The organism is Bradyrhizobium sp. A5 (assembly GCF_042076515.1).
GTDB classification, from domain to species: Bacteria; Pseudomonadota; Alphaproteobacteria; order Rhizobiales; family Xanthobacteraceae; genus Bradyrhizobium; species Bradyrhizobium cosmicum.
On record NZ_CP148990.1, the window covers coordinates 1,190,666 to 1,212,761 of the forward strand.

A 22,096-nucleotide genomic window follows, 5' to 3' on the forward strand; every position below is an offset into this window, starting at 1 on the left:
GATGAAACGCTATCTGGTGTTTGCGCTGGTCGGCCCGTTCGTGGGCGGGTTCCTGCTGCTGCTGACGACGACCTACCAGTCCGGCTATTGGGCCCAGACCAGTGTCGGCGAGGTCGGCAAGCTGTTCGCGGTGTTCTTCAAGACCCTGCAATACAGCTATCTGTTCGGCTTCCTGCCGTCGCTGATGATTGGGGCGGTGGACGACATCCTGATCCACGTCAGGCGGATCGGCCCGGTGCTGCGGATGCTCCTGGTCGGCCTGTTCGCCTTCGTGCTGGCCTCGCTGACCTACAGCTCGCGCGGGCCGGATTCCGGCGCGGTTCAGTTCATCCTGTACGGCCTGGTCGGGTTCGTGCCGTCGGTGATTTCGTCCTGGCTCGTGCATAGATATGTCGAGGAGCCGCAAACCGCGGCGGCTCCGACCTGAGCACGCGACGTTCGGGCGCGGGCAGCAACTTCCGCCGCGCTGGCGCGTTCTCCGGAGACCATGACCATGTCCGACGACGACATCCTCGCTCCGCGCAAATCCCGTTCCGGGGAGCGTTCGGGCGCGACCTTTTCAGGCGGCAGGGCGCGCGGGCCGATCATCGACCAGGACGGCCATGCAGTTCGTCCCGAAGCGATCCGCCCCGAAACGCTGGAGCAGGGGTTTCGGGAATTTCGCTTTGAGTTCGGGCAAGGCAATCCGTTCGGCAATCTGACGCGGGAGCAGCGGATCGCGCGGATCGAGGCGATCGCAAAACTGCTCGACGTCGCCTTCGTCGTGCCCGGCACCAACATCCGCTACGGCATCGACGGGCTGATCGGATTGATCCCCGTGGTCGGCGACATCATCACCACCGCGATCTCGCTGTGGCTGGTGCGCGAGGCCCGCGCGCTGGGCGCGCCCTGGTACATCACCGCGCGCATGCTTGGCAATGTCGCGGTCGACGGCGTGGTCGGCATCGTGCCGTTCGCCGGCGACGCCTTCGACGTCATGTTCCGCGCCAACATGCGCAACGTTCGCCTGCTGCGCCGCTGGCTCGACAAGCAGCCGCGCCAGTAGGAGCCGGGGCCTCTTCCTTCGCCTCTCCCCGCCTGCGGGGAGAGGCCGGAATTCGCGCAAAGCGCGGATTCCGGGTGAGGGGGGTCTCCGCGAATCCGACTGCGACCGTCCCTGCGGAGACTCCCCCTCACCCCGCCCCTCTCAGCGCGAGCGAAGCTCGTCGCGGCCCCGCGAGCGGGGCGAGGGAGAAGACCCCTCACAACGCGAAAAGCGCGACGGCCGTTCGGCCATCGCGCTTTCAGCACACATCGAATGTTTGCGAAAAAGCTTACGCCGCGTCGGCGTCGGTCTCCGCGGCCACCGGCTCGGGCTTGCGGTGACGCTCCAGCGGGAACGCTTCGCTCTCATACAGCGAACGGATGCCGTTCTGGTCGAAGCGCGCTTCCTCGACCTGGAGATAGGCGCCGTTCAGCGAATCCGTCGGCAACTGCTCCATCGCGAACTGCACGGCTTCGGCCGCAGTGCCGAAGCGGCGATAGGTGAACCCTGCGCGCTTCTTCTTGCGGATCGCAGCGGGGAAGAGTTCGGCGGAAGTGTTGAAGTTGAACGGACGCAGTGGACGCATGGTCAAAGACCTCGTGATCTTCTCTGGGGCTTTAAGCGCGTGGGGTTTGGGGCGGCAGGATGGGCTCGCCGCACATGTCATTTTCGTCCTCTAATATAGGCCGTTTTGACAAAAATGCGACCCCTGCGATGGGAGATGATGAATCCACGCATGGCAGGTCCGCAGGCGCTGTAAACCTAATTAATTCAATGGGTTGGTTGGTTTACAGCTTGCCGAGGAGCAGCAGTACGACCAGCACCACCAGCACGACGCCGCCGATCCCCATGCCGGAATGGCCCATGCCGTAGCCGTAGCCGCCGAACCGGCCGGACATGCCGCCCACGAGATAGATGATCACCAGGATGATCAGGATGGTCCCAAGCGTCATGGCATCCTCCCTGACGGTCGCCGGACTGCGCTCATCGGCCGCACCGCTGGAAGAGAAAAGCACATCGGGCCGCTGGGTTCCATGCCGGAACCCAGCGGCCCGCAATATTATTTCGGCTCGAGCTTCAGCGCCGCCGAGTTGATGCAGTAGCGCAGGCCGGTCGGCCCCGGACCGTCGGGGAAGACATGGCCGAGATGGCCGCTGCACTTGGAGCAGAGCACCTCGGTGCGGACCATGCCGTGGCTCGCATCGTGCTCCTCGTCGACATGGCTCTCGACGGCGGGCTGGGTGAAGCTCGGCCAGCCGCAGCCGGAATCGAACTTGGCGTCGGACTCGAACAGCACGTTGCCGCAGCCGGCGCAGACATAGGTGCCGGGGCGGTGGTCGTGCTCGTATTCGCCCGAGAAGGGACGCTCGGTCGCCTTCTCGCGCAGCACCGCGTACTGCATCGGCGACAATTCGCGCCGCCACTGCTCTTCGCTCTTGATGACCTTGTCCTCGGTGATCTCAGTCTTGGTGTCGGGCATGGGTCTCCCGTTCGTTTGGTGATGTCAGTTGGTGGCCTTGCTAGCACTGACCAGCGTCGGCTTCTCGATGTAGTTATCCGCGAACAGCTTTTTGAGGTTCTCGACCTTCGGGATGTCGTTATAGGCGATGTAGGGCTGGTTCGGGTGCAGCGTCAGATAGTCCTGATGATAGGTCTCGGCCGGGTAGAACGCCTCCAGCGCGCCGACCTTGGTCACGATCGGCTTGCTGAACACCTTGGCGCCGTTGAGCTGGGCGATATAGGCCTCGGCCACCTTCTTCTGCTCGTCGGAGGTGGTGAAGATCGCCGAGCGATATTGCGTGCCGCTGTCGGGGCCCTGGCGGTTGAGCTGGGTCGGGTCGTGCGCGACCGAGAAGTAGATCTGGAGGATCTTGCCGTAGGAGATCTTCTTCGGGTCGTACTTGATCTCGACCGACTCGGCATGGCCAGTCCGGCCGCTCGAGACGGTTTGGTAGTCGGCGGTCGCCTTGGTGCCGCCGGCATAGCCGGAGACGGCGTTGACGACGCCGGCGGTGTGCTGGAACACGCCCTGCACGCCCCAGAAGCAGCCGCCGGCGATCACGGCGGTCTGGATTCCGGTCGCGGGCGCCGCGTCCATGGCGGGCGCGGGGATCACGACCGCGTCCTCCGCGGCCCGGGACGGCATGGCGAAGGCCAGTGTCATGGCAGCGGTGGCGGCGAGCAGGGACAAAAGGGCAGGTCGGCGCATGGCGGATCCTCGTTCGATGGCTGACAGTCTAGGGCGGCCGGGGCCGGGCGAACAGCCTGCCGGGCCGCGTTTTCGCATCATCCGAGATACGGGTGCGGGCGGCGATTGTTACGGCGGGACGGACACGAACCCGTGAAAAAAGAAGTCTCAGGCGGCACGGCTTGGCGAAGCCGGGAACTCCACGCTAGATGAACCCGTGCGATCGACGATCAACTGAGAGATGTGGTGGCTGGAGCTGACCTGACAACATGCTGCGCGTCATTCCCCTCACCCTCGCCGTCCTGATGTCAGTCGCCGCGATCGCCTCGGCCGGGCCGCAACCCGGCGACGATCTCGCCACCTGCCGCGACCGCCAGGCGGAGCTCCAGGCGCGCGCGCAGGCCTGCGACAACCTGCTCAACGCCGACCGTGTCACCGGCAAGGACAAGGGGATCGCGCTCTCCGTACGGGGCAACACGCTGATCAACAAGCGCGACTACGTCCACGCGATCGAAACCCTGTCCATGGCCGTCGACCTCGATCCCGACAATGTCGTGACGCTCAACCTGCGCGGCCTCGCCTATGAACGCTCCGGCAAGGACGACCTCGCGATGGCCGACTACAATCTCGCGCTCCAGAAGCGGCCGACATACGGCGTCCCCTACAACAACCGCGGCGTCATTCAGCTGCGCAGAGGGGCGCTGCAAAGTGCGCTAGACGATTTCAACCTGTCGATCAAATACACCCCCAAATTCATCCTCGGCTGGACCAACCGTGCCCGCGTGCGCACGCTGATGAAGGATTATGATGGCGCGCTCGCCGATTTCGCGGAGGCTGAGAAGCTCGATCCGGCCGCGCCGCAGGTCGCCGGCAACCGCTGCATCACCTATGGCCTGATGGGCAAGTTCGATCAGGCTCTTGCCGACTGCAACGGCCTGATCGAGAAGCAGCCGAAGAACGTCTACGCGATCAACAATCGCGCCGACGTCTATGTCATGAAGGGCGACCTCGATGCCGCGCTGAAGGGCTACAACGCGGCGCTTGCGATCAACCCGAACAATATCCGGGCCCATTCCGCCCGCGGCCAGATCTACGAGCGCAGGAAGGATCTCGCCCAGGCGCGCGCCGACTATCGCGCGGCGGCCTATTCGCTGACGAAATTCGACGAGCCCGACGTCGCGCGCGCCCGCGCCATCGCGCAGGAGCGGCTCGCCGCGCTGACGCCGCAAACTCCGGGGGGCGCGCCCACCGGGCGCCGCGTCGCGCTGGTGATCGGCAACGGCGCCTACAAGAACGTCCACGCCTTGCCCAATCCGCCGCGCGATTCGAAATTGATCGCAGGGGCGCTGCGCGATGTCGGTTTCCAGACGGTGATATCGGCGAGCGACCTGACCCGCGACAAGTTCTTCGAGGCGCTGCAGGCGTTCGCCGCCGAAGCGGAAAAGGCCGACTGGGCCGTGGTCTATTACGCCGGCCACGGATTCGAGATCGGCGGGGTCAACTACCTCGTCCCTGTCGACGCCAAGCTTGCCGCCGACAGGGACGCCGAAACTCAAGCGGTGGCGCTGGAGCAGGTCATCGCCGCGGTAGGTGCCGCGCGAAAGGTGCGTCTGGTGATTCTGGACGCCTGCCGCGACAACCCGTTCGCGCCGACCATGCAGCGCACGCTGTCGCTGAAGCTGGTCGACAAGGGTTTTTCCAACATCGAGCCCGGCGCCGGCTTCATGGTGGTCTATGCCGCCAAGCACGGCGAGACCGCGATGGACGGCGACGGCGGCGCCGACAGCCCGTTCTCCACCGCGCTCGCCCGCGAGATCAGGGTGCCGAAGGTCGAGATCCGGAAACTGTTCGACATCATCCGCGACGACGTCTGGTCCGTCACCAAGCACGAGCAGCAGCCGTTTACGTACGGCTCGCCGCCGGGGCGGGAGGATTTTTATTTTGTCGCGGGGAAGTGAAGCTTGCGTGTGGGGCGCGACGTCCGCGCCTCATTCCCGATGCCGTAGGGTGGGCAAAGCGAAGCGTGCCCACCATTATTGAATGTGTGGAGAGATGGTGGGCACGGCGCTACGCGCCTTTGCCCACGCTACGGCAGCGGTGTTTTAGACGACAATGCTCAACCGCTTCGCCGCGCGCGTGATGCCCGTGTACAGCCACCGTGCCCGGCTCTCCTGGAACGCAAAGCTCTCGTCGAACAGCACGACGTCGTCCCATTGCGAGCCTTGCGACTTGTGCACGGTCAGCACGTAGCCGTAATCGAACTCGTCATAGGGCTTGCGCTGCTCCCAGGCGATCTGCTCGACGCCGCCCTCGAAGCAATCGGCGCGCACCGAGACCTTCGTCACCTTGTGCCCAAGATCCTCGTCCGGCGACAGTCGCATGCTGAGAATGCGCGATTTCGAGCGCGAGGTGTTGCGCGATTTCACGCGCCACAGGCCGCCGTTGAACAGGCCCTTCTTGCGGTTGTTGCGCAGGCACACCAGCTTGTCGCCGGCGACCGGAAAAACGTCCTCGATGTTCTGGCGCTGGCGTACCCGCATGTTGTAGGCGCGCCTCGTGTTGTTGCGGCCGACCAGCACCTGGTCGGCGCCCATGACGCGATCAGGGTCGAGCTCCTTGCGCGACACCACCTCGCTCTCGCCGTAACGGCCGATGTCGAGCTCGCGGCCTTCGCGGACGTCCATCGACATCCGCACGATGGGGTCGTCCTGCGCCTGGCGGTGCACCTCGGTCAGCATCGCGTCGGGCTCGGTGTTGGTGAAGAAGCCGCCGCCCTGGATCGGCGGCAGCTGCGCGGGATCGCCGAGCACCAGCAGCGGGCAGTCGAACGACATCAGATCGCGGCCCAATTCCGCGTCGACCATCGAGCATTCGTCGATCACGATCAGCTTGGCCTTGGAGGCCGGCGCGTCGTCCCACAGTTCGAAGCTCGGCTGCTCCTCGCCGGATTCACGGGCGCGGTAGATCAGCGAGTGGATGGTGGAGGCCTCGTCGCAGCCCTTGTTGCGCATCACCAGGGCCGCCTTGCCGGTGAAAGCGGCAAACTTCACCTCGCCGTCGACGCCGTCGGCGATGTGCCGCGCCAGCGTGGTCTTGCCGGTGCCGGCAAAGCCGAACAGCCGGAACACCGGCGGCGTGCCGTTGCGGCCGGGTTTTGCCTTGAGCCAGTCGCCGACGGCTTTGAGCGCGGCATCCTGATGCGGAGTGAATGTGGCCATGTCTGCTTTGAGGGGGAGCGAAACGACGCGATTCGCCACCCCTCAAACTAACCATTCGCCCCGCCGGTTCAAGCGCGGGACCACTGTTCTCCGCGGCCCATCCTTCGAGACGCCCGCCTTTGGCGGGCCCTCAGGATGAGGACGGAATGCGTGGCGCCAGTTTCAACAGGCCGGGACGCCCCTCAGCCTCATCCTGAGGAGGCTGCGAAGCAGCCGTCTCGAAGGACGAGGCGTTTGCTCAGGTCCCGCCTATTGCCAGCCGGGAACGCCGCGCATGTCGGGCAGGTGGTGGGCGATGCCCTTGTGGCAGTCGATACAGGTCTTTTCCTTGGTGAACAGGAAGCGCTGGTGCGCCACCGAGGCCCGCGGCGACTGCTTGGTGATGTCCATGGAATCGGCGCTGTGGCAGTTGCGGCACTCCAGCGAATCATTGGCCTTGAAGCGCGCCCATTCATGCGCGGCGAGCTCGAGCCGGTGATCCTGGAATTTCTCGCGGGTGTCGATCGTGCCGAACAGCTTGCCCCAGACCTCCTTGGAGGCCTGCATCTTGCGCGCGATCTTGTCGGTCCAGTTGTGCGGCACGTGGCAGTCCGGGCAGGTCGCGCGCACGCCGGAGCGGTTGGTGAAGTGGATGGTCGACTTCAGCTCGGCGTAAACGTTGTCCTTCATCTCGTGGCAGCCGGTGCAGAACTTCTCGGTGTTGGTCAGTTCCAGCGCCGTGTTGAAGCCGCCCCAGAAGATCACGCCGGCCGCAAAGCCCGCCAGCACCAGCACGCCGAGACTGAACACCGAACTCGGCCGGATCAGCACCCGCCAGAGATCGAGCGCGAAATCCCAGCAGCGCCGGATGAAGCCGCGTTTGCTGTTGGGTTCGTCCGCCGTCGTCATCGCTGGCCACCCGGACTTGTGCGCGACAGCAGCGTGTCGATGTCGGTGAAGTCGTTGCTGATGGGCGGGTTGGCGGTGTTCTGCGGCACGTGGCATTCCGTGCAGAAGAAGCGGCGCGGCGAGATCGAGGCCAGGAACTGGCCGTCCCGGTCCATGAAATGCGTGATCGACACCATCGGCGCCCGCGATTCCGCGATGCGGGCGCGCGCATGGCACGACAGGCATTTGTTGCCGTTGAGGTCGATCTGGTAGCCGTCGATCGTGTGCGGGATCACCGGCGGCTGCTCCGGATAGTTGCGCACCTCCCGCTCGGAGGTGTTGCGGTTCGGCAGCATCGGCGGCGCCGGACCCTCGTCATTGAGCGGGGTCGGCCCGCGCAGGCCCGACGTCACCGTCTGCGCGGTCAGCGAACTCGCGCCCGCGGCGATCGCGACCGCGAGCAGGGCGATTCCAAATCGTTTCATCATGACAGGTTCACCCGCTCAATGCGCACGGCGCATTTCTTATAGTCGGTTTGCAGCGAGATCGGATCGGTGGCGTCCAGCGTCACCTTGTTGATCAGCTTGGATTCGTCGAACCACGGCACGAAGACGAGGCCACGCGGCGGCCGGTCGCGGCCGCGCGTCTCGACGCGGGCGCGAATGAAGCCGCGGCGGGACACCACTTTCACCTCGTCGCCGCGCCGGATCTTGGCTTCCTGCGCGTCGTCCGGATGCATGAAGACCACGGCCTCCGGGAACGCCTTGTAGAGCTCGGGCACGCGGCGCGTCATGGTGCCGGAATGCCAGTGCTCCAGCACGCGGCCGGTCGAGAGCCAGAACGGATATTCACCGTCGGGCGATTCCGCCGGCGGCTCGTAGGGCAGCGCGAAGATGCGCGCCTTGCCGTCCGGATAGCCGTAGAACTGCACGCCCGCACCCTGCTTGACGTAGGGATCGCTGCCTTCGCGGAAACGCCATCTGGTTTCCTGGCCGTTGACGACGGGCCAGCGCAGGCCGCGCTCCTTGTGATAGGTGTCGAACGGCGCGAGGTCGTGGCCATGGCCGCGGCCGAAGCTGGCGTATTCCTCGAACAGGCCCTTGTGGACGTAGAAGCCGAACGCCTTGGACTCGTCGTTGAGGTAGCCCTGCTCGATGTCGGAGACGGGGAACTTGTCGACCTGGCCGTTCTTGTAGAGCACGTCGAACAGCGTCTTGCCGCGAACCTCCGGCTTCTTGGCGATCAGCTCCTCGGTCCAGACTTCCTCGATCTTGAAGCGCTTGGAGAATTCCATCAGCTGCCAGAGATCGGACTTGGCCTCGCCGGGCGCCGCGACCAGCTGATGCCAGAACTGCGTGCGCCGCTCGGCGTTGCCATAGGCGCCTTCCTTCTCCACCCACATCGCGGTCGGCAGGATCAGATCGGCGGCCAGTGCCGTCACCGAGGGATAGGCGTCGGAGACCACGATGAAATTGTCGGGATTGCGGAAACCCGGATAGGTCTCCTCGTTGGCATTGGGACCAGCCTGGAGGTTGTTGTTGACCTGCACCCAATAGGCGTTGATCAGGCCGTCCTTCAGCATCCGGCTTTGCAGCACGGCGTGTGCGCCGGGCTTGTCGGGAATGGTGCCTTCGGGCAGCTGCCAGATGTGCTCGGCCTTGGTGCGGTGCTCCTTGTTGGTCACGACCATGTCCGCCGGCAGGCGGTGCGAGAAGGTGCCGACCTCGCGCGCGGTGCCGCAGGCCGAGGGCTGGCCGGTCAGCGAGAACGGGCTGTTGCCAGGCTCGGAGATCTTTCCGGTCAGAAGATGGATGTTGTAGACGAGGTTGTTGCACCAGACGCCGCGGGTATGCTGATTGAAGCCCATGGTCCAGAACGAGACCACCTTGGTCTTGGGATCGGCGTAGATCTCGGCGAGTGCCTCCAGCCGGTTCAGCGGCACGCCGGACATCTCGGCGGCCTTCTCAAGCGTGTAATCGGACACGAACTTGACGTACTCGTCGTAGCTCATGTCGGTGGAATCGTTGGCCTTCGCCGCTCCCGTCGCCTTCTTCTGCAGCGGATGCTCGGGCCGCAGGCCGTAGCCGATATCGGTTTGCCCGCGCCTGAAAATGGTGTGCGCGGCGACGAAGTCCTTGTTGACCCGGCCGGTCTTGATGATGTGGTTGGCGATGGCGTTGAGCAGATAGAGGTCGGTCTGCGGCTTGAACACCATGCCGATGTCGGCGAGGTCGAACGAGCGGTGCTCGAAGGTCGAGAGCACGGCGACGCGGACATGCGGAGCGGACAGCCGGCGGTCGGCGACGCGCGTCCACAAAATGGGGTGCATCTCCGCCATGTTGGAGCCCCACAGCACGAAGGCGTCGGTCGCCTCGATGTCGTCATAGCAGCCGGGCGGTTCGTCGATGCCGAAGGTGCGCATCATGCCGGCGACGGCGGAGGCCATGCAGTGGCGCGCATTGGGGTCGATGTTGTTGGTGCGGAAGCCGGCCTTGAACAGTTTCGAAGCGGCATAGCCTTCCCAGACCGTCCACTGGCCGGAGCCGAACATGGCGACGCCGTTCGGCCCGCGCTTCTTGATCGCCTCCTTCCACTTCACCTCCATGATGTCGAAGGCTTCGGTCCAGCTGATCGGCGTGAACTCGCCGTTCTTGTCGTACTTGCCGTTCGTCTTGCGCAGCATCGGCTGCGTCAGGCGGTCGTGGCCGTACATGATCTTGGAGAGGAAGTAGCCCTTGACGCAGTTGAGGCCGCGGTTGACCTCCGCCTTGGTGTCGCCGTGGGTGGCGACAACGCGATTGTCCTTGGTCGCGACCATCACCGAGCAGCCGGTGCCGCAGAAGCGGCAGGCGGCCTTGTCCCATTTCAGTTCGGCGACGTCGCGCTCGGCGACGAGGTTGGCGGCGAGCGCCGGCACCGGCATGCCCGCGGCGGCGGCCGCGATCGCGGCGGCCTCCAGTTTCAGCATCTGGCGGCGGTCGAGCTTTGGCGTTGTCATGATGGCTCTTCCTTGCTCAGGCGGTTTCGATGGCGTGGAAAACCAGCGCCGCGGAATAGACGTCGGGCAGCGACTGGATGGTGTTGAGCAGGGTGCCGAGGCTGCCGGAATCAGGCGCCTCGGTCACGACGATGAGTTTTCCGCGCGGATCGCGGCCGTGAATCTCGCAGCCGGCAAGCGCGGTGATCGCGGCTTCCAGCTCGGCGAGGCGCTCGGGGCGGGCCTGCACGATGATGCTCGCGATCTCGCAGCCGGGCGGTGAGATGACGCGCTCGGCGCTGAGCACCCGGCCGGTGATCAATGCGCGGCGGTTGAGTTTGGCTTGAGCCATGATGCCTGTCTTTCGCTGTTCGAATGATCAATGCGGGGAGGGCGGCGGGCCGGGAGGGCCGGCAAACATCTGGTAGATCCAGACGCCGAGACCGTATGAGCCGACCGTTCCGACCGCGAGGACGGGCATCACGACCGCGGTCAGGAACAGAAAAGCGAAAATCTCCATGCGCTTACGGCGCACGCGCGTAGACGCGTCGTCAGGGGCCGACATATTCGGTCTCTTTGAATGGTATGGGAATCGGGACGGCATCCGGGCCGTTGCCTTGCCGAACTCTAGATTCGTTCGAGCTAACAAGGCGTTGATTTGGATCAATAAGCCGGGTCGCCGGAATGTCGCAGCGCGGCTATCGGGCCGTGCCGGACTGCCACGTATGCGCGAGGAATCGATCTCCCGCGCGGCGGAATTGTGATTTCGTAGACAGCACCGCCTCACGCATTAAGATGCGATTAACAACAATAAGCGGGCAAGAAAACTGGGAGAAGCGTCATGAAGTTCGGCATCTTCTACGAGCTGCAATTGCCAAGGCCCTGGGTGGCCGGCGACGAGCTCGCGCTCTACCAGAACGCCCTCTCGCAGATGGAAATCGCCGACAAGCTTGGCTACGACCACGCTTGGGTCGTCGAGCATCATTTCCTCGAGGAATATTCGCACTCCCCATCGCCGGAATCCTTCCTGGCGGCCGCGAGCCAGCGCACCAAGAACATCAGGCTCGGCCACGGCATCCTCCAGCTTACCACCAACCATCCGGCGCGCGTCGCCGAGCGCGTCGCGGTGCTCGACCTGCTCTCCAACGGCCGCTGCGAATTCGGCATGGGCGAGAGCGCGTCCATCACCGAGCTCACGCCGTTCGGCCGCGACATGGAGACCAAGAAGGAAGTGTTCGAGGAGGCCGTCGCCGCGATCTTCCCAATGTTCAAGGACGCGGGAAGCGAGCATCACGGCAAGTATTTCGACATCCCCCTGCGTAATGTGGTGCCCAAGCCGGTGCAGAAGCCGCATCCGCCGCTGTGGATGGCGTGCTCACAACTGCCGACCATCGAACGCGCAGGGCGTCATGGGTTTGGCGCACTCGGTTTCCAGTTCGTCAGCGCCGATGCCGCGCATGCCTGGGTGCACGCCTATTACAACGCCATGACCAAGCGGCTCACCAAGCTCGCCGACTACGAGATCAACCCGAACATGGCGCTGGTCTCGTTCTTCATGTGCGCGAAGACCGACGAGGAGGCGCGCGCGCGCGCCGACGGCGCCACCTTCTTCCAGTTCGCGCTGCGCTTCTACGGCGCCTCGCAGAACCGCCAGCGTCCGGCGCCCTACACCGTCAACATGTGGGACGAGTACAACAAGTGGAAGCACGACAATCCCGAGGCGCAGGAGGCAGCCTTGCGCGGCGGCCTGATCGGCTCGCCCGAGACGATCCGCAAGAAGCTCAAGCGCTTTCAGTCTTCGCACATCGACCAGGTCATCCTGCTGAATCAAGCGGGCAAGAACAGCCATGAGCACATCTGCGAATCGCTCGAGCTGTTCGGCCGCGAGGTGATGCCGGAATTCCAGAACGACCCGGCGCAGGCGGCCTGGAAGCAGGGCGTGATGAGCGGCGAGATCAAGTTGGAGGAGATCGACACGCAGGCTTTTTCGGACCGCTACGGCAAGCTCGCCATCAATGTCGCGCCGGCGAGGGCGGCGGCGGGGTAGCAAGTCGTCCTCCGGCAAGATGGGAAATGACCCGGAGCCGAGCTATGGCTGGAACTAATTGGCCTCCTTAGTGGTCTGGACATTCTGAACGGCTCCGCCCACCGGATTCCACTGCACCCGCCCATCGAAAGCGGAAAGGTTGAGACCACCACCGCTCCCGTAGAGAACCATGTGACCTGAACTGGCGGCGTCGACAGCGAGCGTGGCACGGGGAAGCTTTGTAGCATTGAACATCGTCAAGGACGCATCCTGATGATCGTTCAGAGATAGCACTGCGCGGGAGCCTTGCTCCGTATCCAGCAGCGATATAGAAGGTGCGCCATCCTGGCGAAGCCCGATACTGAGACGCACCTTCTCGCGACTGTCGAACAACGAGATATGCGGCGTTCCGTCGGACGTGGACGAGATCAGGGCGATAATTTTGCCGGTGTCGTTGCGCAGGGCTATGGTTTCCACCGACAGGGTTTTGGCTTTGAGGACGCTGGCATTAACGGTCGGGTGCCATTGTGATGCAAGGATCGCCGTGGCCGCCATGATGGTAGCCCCTAGAACGCTCCATCTCGTGGCCTTCAGCAATCGGTCCTGCCGCTGGATCTGCGTTGCCAGAGTTTCAAGCGTGGGCTCTGCCTTGAGCATAACTGCTCCTTTGTTTTCGAGGACGCTCGAGTTCAATCCAGTGCGGGTGCTGGGTGCGGTTTTACGCACCCAGCAGTGGACGCGGGCAACAAACCGGTGAAACACTCACCTCAGCGGCCGCCAGGAAGGTAGTTGCGCTTGCAAGTCTCGATGTTCTTGTTGCGGTTCGGGTAGTCGGCCCCGAAGGCCCCCACGTATTTCAGGCAGTCCATGTACGGCCTGTTTCCCATCCACCCGTATTGCGAGCCGAAGCCGGCTGCAGCGGGCGAATAGTGCGCGGATCCGAGCAGGGAGCCAAGCCCAACGAGGGCAGCGAAGAGTGCAAAGCGAGCGGTTTTCATGTGAAGAGTTCCTGTTTTGGCCGGCGGGTTGCTGCCATGGATGCAGAGTGCGGCAACTGCTTCGAATCTTCAGTGACGTACGTCACGGGCGCCGTGATTGACGTTTGGCGTGCATTTGCTGCCGCATAGTCCTTCCACCGGGTCTTTCCACTCCGAACGTCTGCAGGCAGATTGCAGCGATGGCAGGTCTCTGTCGGCCACCTGGAGTTGGCAATGGCAAAACACCGGATCTATACGATGAGCTTCGCAAGCGTGTACCCGCTTTACATTGCGAAGGCGGAGAAGAAGGGGCGGACGAAAGCAGAGGTCGATCAGATCATCTCGTGGCTGACAGGCTATGGTCAGAAGGAGCTGGAAGCTCAACTGAAGAAGCAGACGGACTTCGAAACCTTCTTTGCGACGGCCCCGCGTATCAATCCCTTGCGAACCCTGATCAAAGGCGTCGTTTGCGGCGTCCGTGTCGAGGATATCGAAGAACCGACGATGCGGGAGATCCGCTACCTGGACAAGCTGATCGACGAGCTGGCCAAGGGAAAGGCAATGGACAAGATTTTGCGAAAAGCCGACTCTTGAGCCGAAGCCCACTCCACTCGCTATGCGGCGTTGCTGGCCATGCTGACGACCTCCGTCTTCCGCGCAGCCGCCATTGCTGATAACTTTCAGCAAAAGGCGATAGGGAGAAAGCGATGCGGTCTCGATCTGTGCCCGCAAATCCGGCGGATGGCGACGTCACGCCCGCGGTGCTCGCTATCGGACGCTCCGATTTTCCCAAAGTGCTGATCGACACGCTGCGCCGTCAGGCCGGGGTTGGCCATTGCATGGTGTTCGCATTGAGCCGTGCCGGCGCCGCGCATTGCCTGCTCGATGCCGGCAACATCTCGACCGGCGCGGATCTCGGCGCCGCCTATGCCGGCCATTTCCACGAAGCCGACCCCAATCGCGATGCGATGTTTGAGGAGCATGCCAGCGTGCCAATCATGCTGCCGGCCTTCGCGCCACGCATGTACGGGGCAGGCTATCGAAAGATATTCTTCAAGGATTCCGGCATCGTCGACAAATGCGCGGCCGCGATCTGGGCTGACGATACCTGCTACTACGTCAACTTCTATCGCATCGCAGCCCAGGGCCGCTTTGGCGACGCTCAGCGTGCGCGGCTTCGGGCCATTGCACCGGCGATCGCTGCCAGCGTCGCGAGGCATTTTCAGCAAGGCGCGACAGAGACGCCTGAGCAGTCTCTGGCGGCATTGTTTGCGACGCGCGCACCACTCTGCGCGCTGACGCCGCGCGAGCAGGATGTCTGCCGCCGCATCCTGCTCGGCCTCAGCTCCGAGGCGATCTCGCAGGCGCTCGGCATCAGCCTGCATTCGACGCTCACCTACCGCAAGCGCGCCTATGAGCGGCTCTGCATCTCGTCGCAGAATGAATTGTTTTCGATCGTGCTGGGCCTGCTCACGACGCCTGGCCGCCCGAACTAAGGGGGAATCTCAGGTCCGCGATCGCGGCTTCCGGGCGCAAAGCGGACACGCGGCCGCCCGCTGGGATCGTCGCCCTTTGAGCCTGCATCGATCCAGCAGCCGCAAAGATACCCGGACCTTTGGGCGAAATTATTGGACCGGCTACTGCCTCTTGATCTTCGAGCGCACCGCGACCTCCCCCGCAAGCGGGAGAGGTCAACGACATCCCGCGCTAGTGTCGGCCTGCACGGTTGACCGGACCACCGCGGTTCATGGGCGTGCCTGCGCGGACGCCGGCACCTGGTGCGCCTGCACCAACGCCGGCGACGCCGACGCGACCCGGTGCTCCTGCCGCTGCTGCCGGCCGTGCCACGCAACCGTCCGGCACGCCCGCCGTCGTGCAGTAAACGGCGGCCTCGGCAGAGCCGGACCCGAGCGAAATCAGCATCAGCGTCGACAAAGCCGTCAACGTCACACCAGCGAGCCGCCGTCCCGTCTTATTTGACATGTTGTACCTCTGTTGGAGCGCAGGACTTGCAGTGTTCAGTCGATCACCGCAGCCGCCGCCGTCCCAAACACTTAGCGACAACAACTCAACACCTCGTGAAGAAAGGATGGACGTTTGTCTGCAACGGCGACTTTGGCCCAACGCAAGACGCATCGGCCCGCCAAGAAGTTGCCAGGCCAAGTCACCAGGCACGACATTGCCACCCTGTCGTACGACATACTCGCAGGCGAGTTCGGCGTCCCCCTCGGTCAGAAACAACCGCCGCGCCGTCCTATCAATACTTGGCGACGACCGCGCCGCCCCAGCGATAATTGACCCGGACGGTGACGAGGTCGACGTCCTGATGAATGCGGTCGCTGGCGTAGGCTGTCCCTGCCGGTGCGAGCGTGCCGTTGTTGGTGAAGGTGATGAACCTGTCCTGCATGAACATGTGATCGTATTCGATCGCGGCGGACCAGTTCGGCGCGAAGCCGTATTCGAGGCCGAGTCCGATCACGCCACCCCAGCGGGTGTCGTTGACGGTGTCGCTGATCTGGGCGCCGTTGGCAGTCAGATAGCCGCGATAGCGATCGGAGGTCAGAGCGGCGCCGCCCTTCAGATAGAGCAGCGTGTTGTTCCAGGCATAGCCGATCTGACCGGTGAACATTCCGAACGCGTCGACTTGCGTGGCGTTGACGACGGCCGGGAACGGAATGCTCTGGTTGCTGCCGCGGAAGTTGGCCCAGTTGCCCTGGGCTTCGAGACCGAACACGATGCTGGAGCTCTGAAAGCGATACCCGACCTGGCCGCCGGCCGTGCCGCCGGTTGCATCGTGGCATCCCTCGGAAACATTGAAGGCGCCGGCCGCATTGCTGAAATCCCAGCACTTGTGGCTCGATCCCCATCCGCCGTTGGCGCCGATATAGAAGCCGCTCCAGTCGTACATCGTGCTGATCGTGGGCGCCTTGGTGTAGGGACGGGGTGCCATGTCTGCGGCAGAAGCCGACGTGACCATTGCGAGCGCGCCGACGGTACCGAGCAGCAATGTCTTCATGATGAATCCCTGAGTCGAGTTCTTGCGACAGAATCAATTTTCGCGAACAGCTTACGCTTCGCCGCTCCAAATCTTGTCACCCAATCGCTACAGTGCCGCACCGAATGCAGGCTACCCGCTCGGAAGAGCGGACAGAAGCAGCAGGCAAACAGGCCGGCCGTTTTAGAATTTGCAGACGTCGCTCACCGGCAGGCCTTTTCTCCGCAGTGCGATATCCGCTCGCGGCGCCGTCGGGGCGGAGGAATGAGAACCGGCGCAAATTCGAGTCGAAGCGTCTGCCGACTGAGATGCCCGTAAAATGACGGGCTTGGCCCTGATGAATTTGCCTCACGCGAGCCGCGACGCATCCGCAAAAGCACACCTCCCGACATTCGCTGCAGACGTTCAACATAGGTCACCTTGTTTTGATGAATGCGACTAGCATTCGCATCAGGCAGGACCGTCACCGATTCGGTCGTTTTGTCGGAGCCTCCGCGCGAGGCTGCCGCGACGATGAGCTGTGAGTCCGTGCCTCGATGTTTTGTCGGGGGAGCGCAGACCATGAAGAGTGTCACAAAGCTCGCGTTGCTTGCGTGTGTTGGACTGAGTGTCGCGGCAGTGCCGCGTCCTGCGCTCGCCGACAAGATCTCCGAACGTCTCGATGCGTTGGAGAGGGAGAATGCCACCTTGCGCGCGCGGCTCAACCGCCTCGAAACGTCCAAGGAAACGTCCAAGGAAACGTCCAAGGAAACGTCCAAGGAAACGTTCGGCGAAACGGCCAAGACGGCAAGGCTTCAACCTCGGCCGGTGGAGTCGCGCACCGGTACCGCGCTCGTCCCGCTGCCGCGATCGGCAGGCCAAGACAGCATGGCCGCCGATCTCGGCTATGTCGGCCCGCGACGAGCGAGTGCGCCCCGCTTCGAAGTCAGCGGAACGGCTTCGTTCCTGCAGCCCGGTGCCGGCAATCTCGAATATGGCACGCTGACCAATCCTCTGCCGGTGGTGACACCGCACTGGCGAAATCAGTCGCTCAAGCCGAACTTCACGCCATCATTCAGCTTTGGCGCCCGCTACATCGGCGACGAGTCGAAAGATATCCAGCTGAACTGGACGCACCTGCGCAACACCGCGACGGATTCGTTCTTTGCTTCGCCGACGGAAATGGTGGGACCACCCTATCTGATCGGGCCGGAATCGGCCCTCTACAAGAATGGCAGTGGCTCGGTGAAAACCGCCTTTGACGTCGTCAACCTGGACGCCGGATACACCTTCTGCGCCGAGTGCTCGTTCCAGATGCGGGCCTTCGGCGGCGTATCGGCCGCGCGGATCAGCCAGAACCTGTCGGGCCTGTTCGCAAGCCCGGGTGGCGCGGCCTCTTCGGGCTACACCGTCAATTCCCTGTTCACCGGCGCCGGGCCCCGTGTCGGTATCAAGGGTCAGTTCGGCATCGGCGACTTCCAGTTCATCGGCGAGATGGCCGGCGCTGTCCTGATCGGCTCTGCGCAGAGTGGGATGGATTTCACCACGCTGTCTCCGGCGTTCGGACTTTCCAGCCAGTCCATAAGCTCTCCCAATGCGACGCGGGTTGTTCCCAGCATCGACGGCAAATTGGCCAGCGCCTATACCTTCGCACCGACAGCTTACGGATTGTTCAAGGTCGAGGCCGGCTATAAGGCCGCGGTCTATTTCGATGCGGTCAATTCATATGGACTGACCCAGGTCCCGACCAGCCTGACGCTTCCGCCCATCGGCATTTACCTCGCGACGCAGCAGCACCTGCAGAGCAATTTCACCAACCACGGCCCGTATGTGACCGCGAGCTGGGCCTTCTATTGAGGCTGAGCGTATAGCGCCCGGAAAGGCGAGGGACTTGCTGACGACATCGAGCAATCAAGAATGCCCCCCGGCGTCGGAGGCTCGCTGAGCTGCCTGAATCGATAGCAGCCTCGGTCGACGCGGGGAGCCAAACGGACGTCGGACTAAGTCCATCCGAAGCGGACATGTCAAAACGATCGATAACGTTCGAATTAAATACTTAAACCTGCCTAAGTAGAGTTCCCGTATACGTTTGGAGACATGCCAACTTGGTCGGAAGAGATGCCGGACACCAAGTCTCGCGACTCCTCAGTGAGAAGACCTCCGCTCATTGATAGAATTGAGCTATGGCTGTCGAAAAGCCGCGTCGTCGACGGCCTTTGGATCGGATGTTTTCTATCGGATGATCCCGAGCGAGCACTGGAACGCGTCGAAGCCGCGCTGCGGCTGATCGAACGGTTCGCTCCAATTCACTACCAGCGTGTCAAGAACAGCCTTTCTCGAATCTGGGTGCAGTTGGTTCCGCACGGAGCAGGTTGCTATGAGCATTCATTGAACGCCTGCCTGCTGGACGTGCGTGTCGTCGATTCTGAAACCACGACGGTCGAATGGATCGCATCCGCCATCGTGCACGAGGCGACCCATGCAAGGCTTGAGAGCCGGGGTATCCGCTATTATGAATCCGTCCGCCCCCGGATCGAACGGATCTGCGCTAGAAGAGAGTTCGATTTTGCTCAGCGTCTGTCGGGCGTTGACGCCTTGAAAGAAGAGATCTCCTGGAGGCTTGATTGGTGCCGTGACGGAAGCCCAAACTATACAGACCAGAATATGCGGCAGAGTAGGGATCAGGGCAGTGTGGAGGCACTTCGTCATCTGGGAACGCCGGAATGGGCTATAGCTCTGGCGTTCAGGGCGAGGGATCTTCGCGCCGGAATCCGTCGGTTCACACGACGCATAACCGGTGTTTTGGTGCGATGATCGTGGCTCTGGCGGTCTTCCAGTAGCTCGTACAGTTCGGCGCGGCCAAACGTCCGCGAGTCCAAGCTAACCCGACGGATGTTTCTCTACGGCCGCGGCGATCCGCTCCAAGGCGGCGTTCCTGTGCCGTATTTCGACCAGCTCTTGCTCGAAAATCTCAATCATTCTCCGCCCGGACAACCGCCCGCGCGCATGCGCGCCTGTCCGGCAACAGAACCAGATCACCGCCGCAAGAATGGTAATGGCAGCGAGCCAAGATAACGCCTGCCGCTGACCGAAGTCCGCGATGTAGCGGCGGAAATCGCCCTTGGACAAGTACGCAGTGGCGCGATTGCTGTAGGCGTCCCCATCGTTCGGATCGAGTGCGATCATCCGATCGTAGTCGGCGATGGCGCGGTCGAAGTCACCTTTGGCTTGATAGGCGTAGCCGCGGTTGAAGTAGGCGTCTCTGTATTGCGGATAGAGCGCGATCGCCTGACTGCAGTCGGCGATGAGGCGATCGATATCCCCCTTTGCCTTGTAGGCGAGGGCGCGGTTGTAATAGGTGACCGCATATTTCGGATCGAGTGCGATCACCTGATCGTAGTCGGCGATGGCGCGGTCAGGATCGCCTTTGGCGAAGTAGACGTTGCCTCGGGCGGTGAGGGCGACAATGTTGTTCGCATCGAGCTCGATACTGTTCGTATAATCGGTGATGGCGCGGTCGTTGTCACCCTTGGCTTGATATGCATAGCCGCGCTCGCCGTATCCGACCTGCTTGCCGTAATCCGAGAGGCCGCCTTCGAATGCCTGGTTGGTGTCGGCTATGGCCCGGTCGTAGTCGTGCCGTTGGTTGTAGATGTGCGCCCGGTTGAGGAGTGAGCTGACAGCCTTCGGGTCGATCCGGATCGCCTCGGTGTAGTCTTTGAATCCTCGGTCGACGCGATCGGCGACGCTTGTCCGCGACCAGGAATAGCCGCGCGTATGATACAAGCTGGACAGGTCTTGATCCCTGTAGTCCCCGCTTTCGATCGCGCGCGTACATGCGGCGATGGTCGCGGCAGCGGCTTCCTTCGATCCTTTCAAGCACGCCTGTCGATCGTCGACGGTCGCCGCCTCGCTGACGGCAGCGGTTGCTGCGAATGCCACGGCCACCAGCCAGACCTGCGCGGAAATCCCTGAGCGCATACCCCTTGTCTCCGCGATAGTCGCTGTGAAACCTAACCCGGAGACGGCTTTTCGAGCGCCGCTGCGATCCTCTCCAGCAATGCATTGGTGCGCCTGCTTTCGGCGACCTGCTGCTCGTAGAGATCGACCCAACTCGTCCCGGACGATGAACGTCGACTTGAACGCGAGTACCAAAGCCAGACGCCCACCAGCGCCACGAACGGCAACCAGGATACAATCAAGCTAAAAACCCACGACGGCGAACTACCGGTTGGTGCGTTCATGAACATAAACCAAACGAAGAGAGCACCAACGAGAGCGATCCAGACGGCAACAGGCAGAAGCCGAAAACGAGGCTTGGTCTTTCCATTCACGGTCATTCCCTTTGGCGGTTAGTCTAGCAAAGCGGATACTATCACTGGTTGATTTCGCTTCCCATGCTCTCGCGCACGCGCTCGTTGCAACGTGGTTAGCCTTTCCTTTGCGGCGAGCATCCGACTTGTTAAGGCGCGCCCTGACCCCGTCTGTCCCAATCGCGAGGGACAGACGCCGCCACCGGATTCCGCTAATCTGCCCTGAAGGACACAAGAATCCAGGGGAGGCCGCCTTGAGCACGGCGCCGCGCATCGACATCGACCCGGCCACATTTTGGGCCGATCCCTATCCGATGCTTGCGAAGCTGCGCAAGGAGGCGCCGATCGCCTTCGTGCCGCAGCTTGGTTCGACGTTGCTGACGCGCCGCGACGACATCTCGATCTCCGAGAAGCAGATCGACGTGTTCTCCTCGCACCAGCCGGCGGGCCTGATGAACCGGCTGATGGGCCACAACATGATGCGCAAGGACGGCGAGGCGCATCAGGCCGAGCGCCGCGCGATGTTCCCGACGGTGTCGCCGAAGACGGTGAGGGCGCACTGGACCACGCTGTTCCAGGCCCATGCCGACCGGATCATCGACGCGATCGAGCCCGGCAGCCGGATCGACTTCATGCGCGACTTCGCGCTGTCGTTCTCGGGCGAGTGCCTGAAGTCGATCACCGGTCTCACCAACATCCGATACCAGGACATGGATGCGTGGTCGCAGGGCATGATCGAGGGCATCGCCAACTATACCGGCGATCCCGCGGTCGAGGCGCGCTGTCATGCCGCGACATCGGGCATCGACGCCGCGATCGACGACATCCTGCCGGTGATGCGCAAGCATCCCGACCAGAGCATCCTGGGCGTTCTGCTCGCGTCGGGCATGCCGATGGAAAGCGTGCGCGCCAACGTCAAGCTTGCGATCTCCGGCGGCCAGAACGAGCCGCGCAAGGCGATCGCCGGCACGGTGTGGGCGCTGCTGAGCCATCCCGACCAACTCGCTCTTGTCCGCAGCGGCGAGGTCACCTGGCTGCAGGCGTTCGAGGAATACGCCCGCTGGATTTCGCCGATCGGGATGTCGCCGCGGCGGATCGCAAAGCCATGGTCCATCCGCGACGTGTCGTTCGAAACCGACGAGCGCGTGTTCCTGATGTTCGGCTCGGCCAACCGCGACGAGAAGCATTTCGAGCGCGCCGATGAATTTGATGTGCGGCGGGACACCTCCAAGAGCGTCGCCTTCGGCGCCGGGCCGCATTTCTGCGCCGGCGCCTTCGCCTCGCGCGCCATGATCGCCGACGTCGCGCTGCCGACATTGTTCGCCCGCGCCAACAAGCTGGAGCTCGCTGACGACGAGCCGGTGCGGATCGGCGGCTGGGCGTTCCGCGGCCTGCAGAATTTGCCGGTGAGGTGGCTGCATTAGTCGGGCTGGGCGCCCGCCCTTCCGGGACGCAGCCACGATGCCATCTTGCCCCTGTTTTGCCCGACGCGTCAACCAGATTTCGGATAATTCGTAAGCCATTGGTTTCGC

At 63.1% G+C, this 22,096-nt stretch carries 24 protein-coding genes; 9 read left to right on the forward strand and 15 right to left on the reverse strand.

Going from position 1 to position 22,096, the window contains the following annotated elements:
• Position 1: 1 nt before the first annotated feature.
• Together WHZ77_RS05565 and WHZ77_RS05570 are read left to right on the forward strand one after the other, a co-directional pair.
• Positions 2–427, forward strand: coding sequence for a DUF5413 family protein (locus WHZ77_RS05565; protein ID WP_375312753.1), 426 nt, complete (start codon positions 2–4; stop codon positions 425–427).
• A 60-nt stretch (positions 428–487) separates the two neighbouring features.
• The gene (locus tag WHZ77_RS05570) at positions 488–1,045 is read left to right on the forward strand and encodes a DUF4112 domain-containing protein (protein WP_375312754.1); all 558 of its coding nucleotides are present in this window, start codon (positions 488–490) and stop codon (positions 1,043–1,045) included.
• Between the two features lie 268 nt (positions 1,046–1,313).
• Here the strand turns inward: WHZ77_RS05570 and WHZ77_RS05575 are convergent, their stop codons facing one another.
• From WHZ77_RS05575 to msrA, 4 genes are all read right to left on the reverse strand, one after another.
• Positions 1,314–1,610, reverse strand: coding sequence for a hypothetical protein (locus WHZ77_RS05575; RefSeq protein ID WP_014439893.1), 297 nt, complete (start codon positions 1,608–1,610; stop codon positions 1,314–1,316).
• A gap of 202 nt (positions 1,611–1,812) precedes the next feature.
• Positions 1,813–1,977 (reverse strand): DUF3309 family protein, encoded by a 165-nt coding sequence (locus tag WHZ77_RS05580; protein WP_375312755.1) that lies wholly within the window; start codon positions 1,975–1,977, stop codon positions 1,813–1,815.
• Between the two features lie 107 nt (positions 1,978–2,084).
• Positions 2,085–2,504 carry a peptide-methionine (R)-S-oxide reductase MsrB gene (gene msrB, locus WHZ77_RS05585; protein WP_375312756.1) on the reverse strand — a complete coding sequence of 140 codons (420 nt, stop codon included), beginning with the start codon at positions 2,502–2,504 and terminating at the stop codon, positions 2,085–2,087.
• Positions 2,505–2,528: 24 nt separating this feature from the next.
• The gene (gene msrA / locus WHZ77_RS05590) at positions 2,529–3,233 is read right to left on the reverse strand and encodes a peptide-methionine (S)-S-oxide reductase MsrA (protein WP_375312757.1); all 705 of its coding nucleotides are present in this window, start codon (positions 3,231–3,233) and stop codon (positions 2,529–2,531) included.
• Positions 3,234–3,481: 248 nt separating this feature from the next.
• Here msrA and WHZ77_RS05595 point away from each other — a divergent pair, with 248 nt between their 5' ends.
• On the forward strand, positions 3,482–5,170 hold the full coding sequence (locus WHZ77_RS05595; RefSeq protein WP_375312758.1) for a caspase family protein: 1,689 nt from the start codon (positions 3,482–3,484) through the stop codon (positions 5,168–5,170).
• Between the two features lie 144 nt (positions 5,171–5,314).
• On the opposite strand, the gene WHZ77_RS05600 is transcribed toward WHZ77_RS05595, so the two are convergent.
• The 6 genes from WHZ77_RS05600 to napE form a co-directional block, all read right to left on the reverse strand.
• On the reverse strand, positions 5,315–6,430 hold the full coding sequence (locus WHZ77_RS05600; protein WP_375312759.1) for an ATP-dependent RecD-like DNA helicase: 1,116 nt from the start codon (positions 6,428–6,430) through the stop codon (positions 5,315–5,317).
• Between the two features lie 249 nt (positions 6,431–6,679).
• Positions 6,680–7,318 (reverse strand): NapC/NirT family cytochrome c, encoded by a 639-nt coding sequence (locus tag WHZ77_RS05605; RefSeq protein WP_375312760.1) that lies wholly within the window; start codon positions 7,316–7,318, stop codon positions 6,680–6,682.
• Complete coding sequence (locus tag WHZ77_RS05610) at positions 7,315–7,785, reverse strand: nitrate reductase cytochrome c-type subunit (protein ID WP_375312761.1); 471 nt, start codon at positions 7,783–7,785, stop codon at positions 7,315–7,317. The genes WHZ77_RS05605 and WHZ77_RS05610 overlap by 4 nt, the downstream gene beginning before the upstream one ends.
• Positions 7,782–10,295: a nitrate reductase catalytic subunit NapA gene (napA, locus tag WHZ77_RS05615; RefSeq protein WP_375312762.1), complete on the reverse strand. Its 2,514-nt coding sequence runs from the start codon at positions 10,293–10,295 to the stop codon at positions 7,782–7,784. The genes WHZ77_RS05610 and napA overlap by 4 nt, the downstream gene beginning before the upstream one ends.
• 16 nt (positions 10,296–10,311) lie before the next feature.
• Positions 10,312–10,626: a chaperone NapD gene (locus WHZ77_RS05620; RefSeq protein ID WP_375312763.1), complete on the reverse strand. Its 315-nt coding sequence runs from the start codon at positions 10,624–10,626 to the stop codon at positions 10,312–10,314.
• A 27-nt stretch (positions 10,627–10,653) separates the two neighbouring features.
• Positions 10,654–10,839 carry a periplasmic nitrate reductase, NapE protein gene (gene napE, locus WHZ77_RS05625; RefSeq protein WP_375312764.1) on the reverse strand — a complete coding sequence of 62 codons (186 nt, stop codon included), beginning with the start codon at positions 10,837–10,839 and terminating at the stop codon, positions 10,654–10,656.
• 276 nt (positions 10,840–11,115) lie between these two features.
• Between napE and WHZ77_RS05630 the strand changes: the two genes are divergently transcribed.
• Entirely contained in the window at positions 11,116–12,321 is a 1,206-nt protein-coding gene (locus WHZ77_RS05630) for an LLM class flavin-dependent oxidoreductase (protein WP_375312765.1), read from the forward strand.
• Positions 12,322–12,375: 54 nt separating this feature from the next.
• Here the strand turns inward: WHZ77_RS05630 and WHZ77_RS05635 are convergent, their stop codons facing one another.
• Both WHZ77_RS05635 and WHZ77_RS05640 read right to left on the reverse strand, forming a co-directional pair.
• On the reverse strand, positions 12,376–12,957 hold the full coding sequence (locus tag WHZ77_RS05635; protein ID WP_375312766.1) for a hypothetical protein: 582 nt from the start codon (positions 12,955–12,957) through the stop codon (positions 12,376–12,378).
• A 110-nt stretch (positions 12,958–13,067) separates the two neighbouring features.
• Positions 13,068–13,298: a hypothetical protein gene (locus WHZ77_RS05640; RefSeq protein WP_375312767.1), complete on the reverse strand. Its 231-nt coding sequence runs from the start codon at positions 13,296–13,298 to the stop codon at positions 13,068–13,070.
• 213 nt (positions 13,299–13,511) lie between these two features.
• Here WHZ77_RS05640 and WHZ77_RS05645 point away from each other — a divergent pair, with 213 nt between their 5' ends.
• Both WHZ77_RS05645 and WHZ77_RS05650 read left to right on the forward strand, forming a co-directional pair.
• The gene (locus WHZ77_RS05645; RefSeq protein ID WP_375312768.1) at positions 13,512–13,871 is read left to right on the forward strand and encodes a DUF2200 domain-containing protein; all 360 of its coding nucleotides are present in this window, start codon (positions 13,512–13,514) and stop codon (positions 13,869–13,871) included.
• A gap of 113 nt (positions 13,872–13,984) precedes the next feature.
• Positions 13,985–14,773 (forward strand): helix-turn-helix transcriptional regulator, encoded by a 789-nt coding sequence (locus tag WHZ77_RS05650; protein WP_375312769.1) that lies wholly within the window; start codon positions 13,985–13,987, stop codon positions 14,771–14,773.
• Positions 14,774–15,534: 761 nt separating this feature from the next.
• Here the strand turns inward: WHZ77_RS05650 and WHZ77_RS05655 are convergent.
• On the reverse strand, positions 15,535–16,293 hold the full coding sequence (locus WHZ77_RS05655; RefSeq protein ID WP_375312770.1) for an outer membrane protein: 759 nt from the start codon (positions 16,291–16,293) through the stop codon (positions 15,535–15,537).
• A 540-nt stretch (positions 16,294–16,833) separates the two neighbouring features.
• Between WHZ77_RS05655 and WHZ77_RS05660 the strand changes: the two genes are divergently transcribed.
• Both WHZ77_RS05660 and WHZ77_RS05665 read left to right on the forward strand, forming a co-directional pair.
• Positions 16,834–18,108: an Lpg1974 family pore-forming outer membrane protein gene (locus WHZ77_RS05660; protein WP_375312771.1), complete on the forward strand. Its 1,275-nt coding sequence runs from the start codon at positions 16,834–16,836 to the stop codon at positions 18,106–18,108.
• Between the two features lie 261 nt (positions 18,109–18,369).
• Positions 18,370–19,065, forward strand: coding sequence for a hypothetical protein (locus WHZ77_RS05665; RefSeq protein WP_375312772.1), 696 nt, complete (start codon positions 18,370–18,372; stop codon positions 19,063–19,065).
• A 66-nt stretch (positions 19,066–19,131) separates the two neighbouring features.
• Here the strand turns inward: WHZ77_RS05665 and WHZ77_RS05670 are convergent, their stop codons facing one another.
• Together WHZ77_RS05670 and WHZ77_RS05675 are read right to left on the reverse strand one after the other, a co-directional pair.
• Entirely contained in the window at positions 19,132–20,232 is a 1,101-nt protein-coding gene (locus WHZ77_RS05670) for a tetratricopeptide repeat protein (RefSeq protein ID WP_375312773.1), read from the reverse strand.
• A gap of 32 nt (positions 20,233–20,264) precedes the next feature.
• Entirely contained in the window at positions 20,265–20,585 is a 321-nt protein-coding gene (locus tag WHZ77_RS05675; RefSeq protein WP_375312774.1) for a hypothetical protein, read from the reverse strand.
• A 233-nt stretch (positions 20,586–20,818) separates the two neighbouring features.
• Between WHZ77_RS05675 and WHZ77_RS05680 the strand changes: the two genes are divergently transcribed.
• Positions 20,819–21,988, forward strand: coding sequence for a cytochrome P450 (locus WHZ77_RS05680; RefSeq protein ID WP_375312775.1), 1,170 nt, complete (start codon positions 20,819–20,821; stop codon positions 21,986–21,988).
• Positions 21,989–22,096 lie beyond the last annotated feature (108 nt).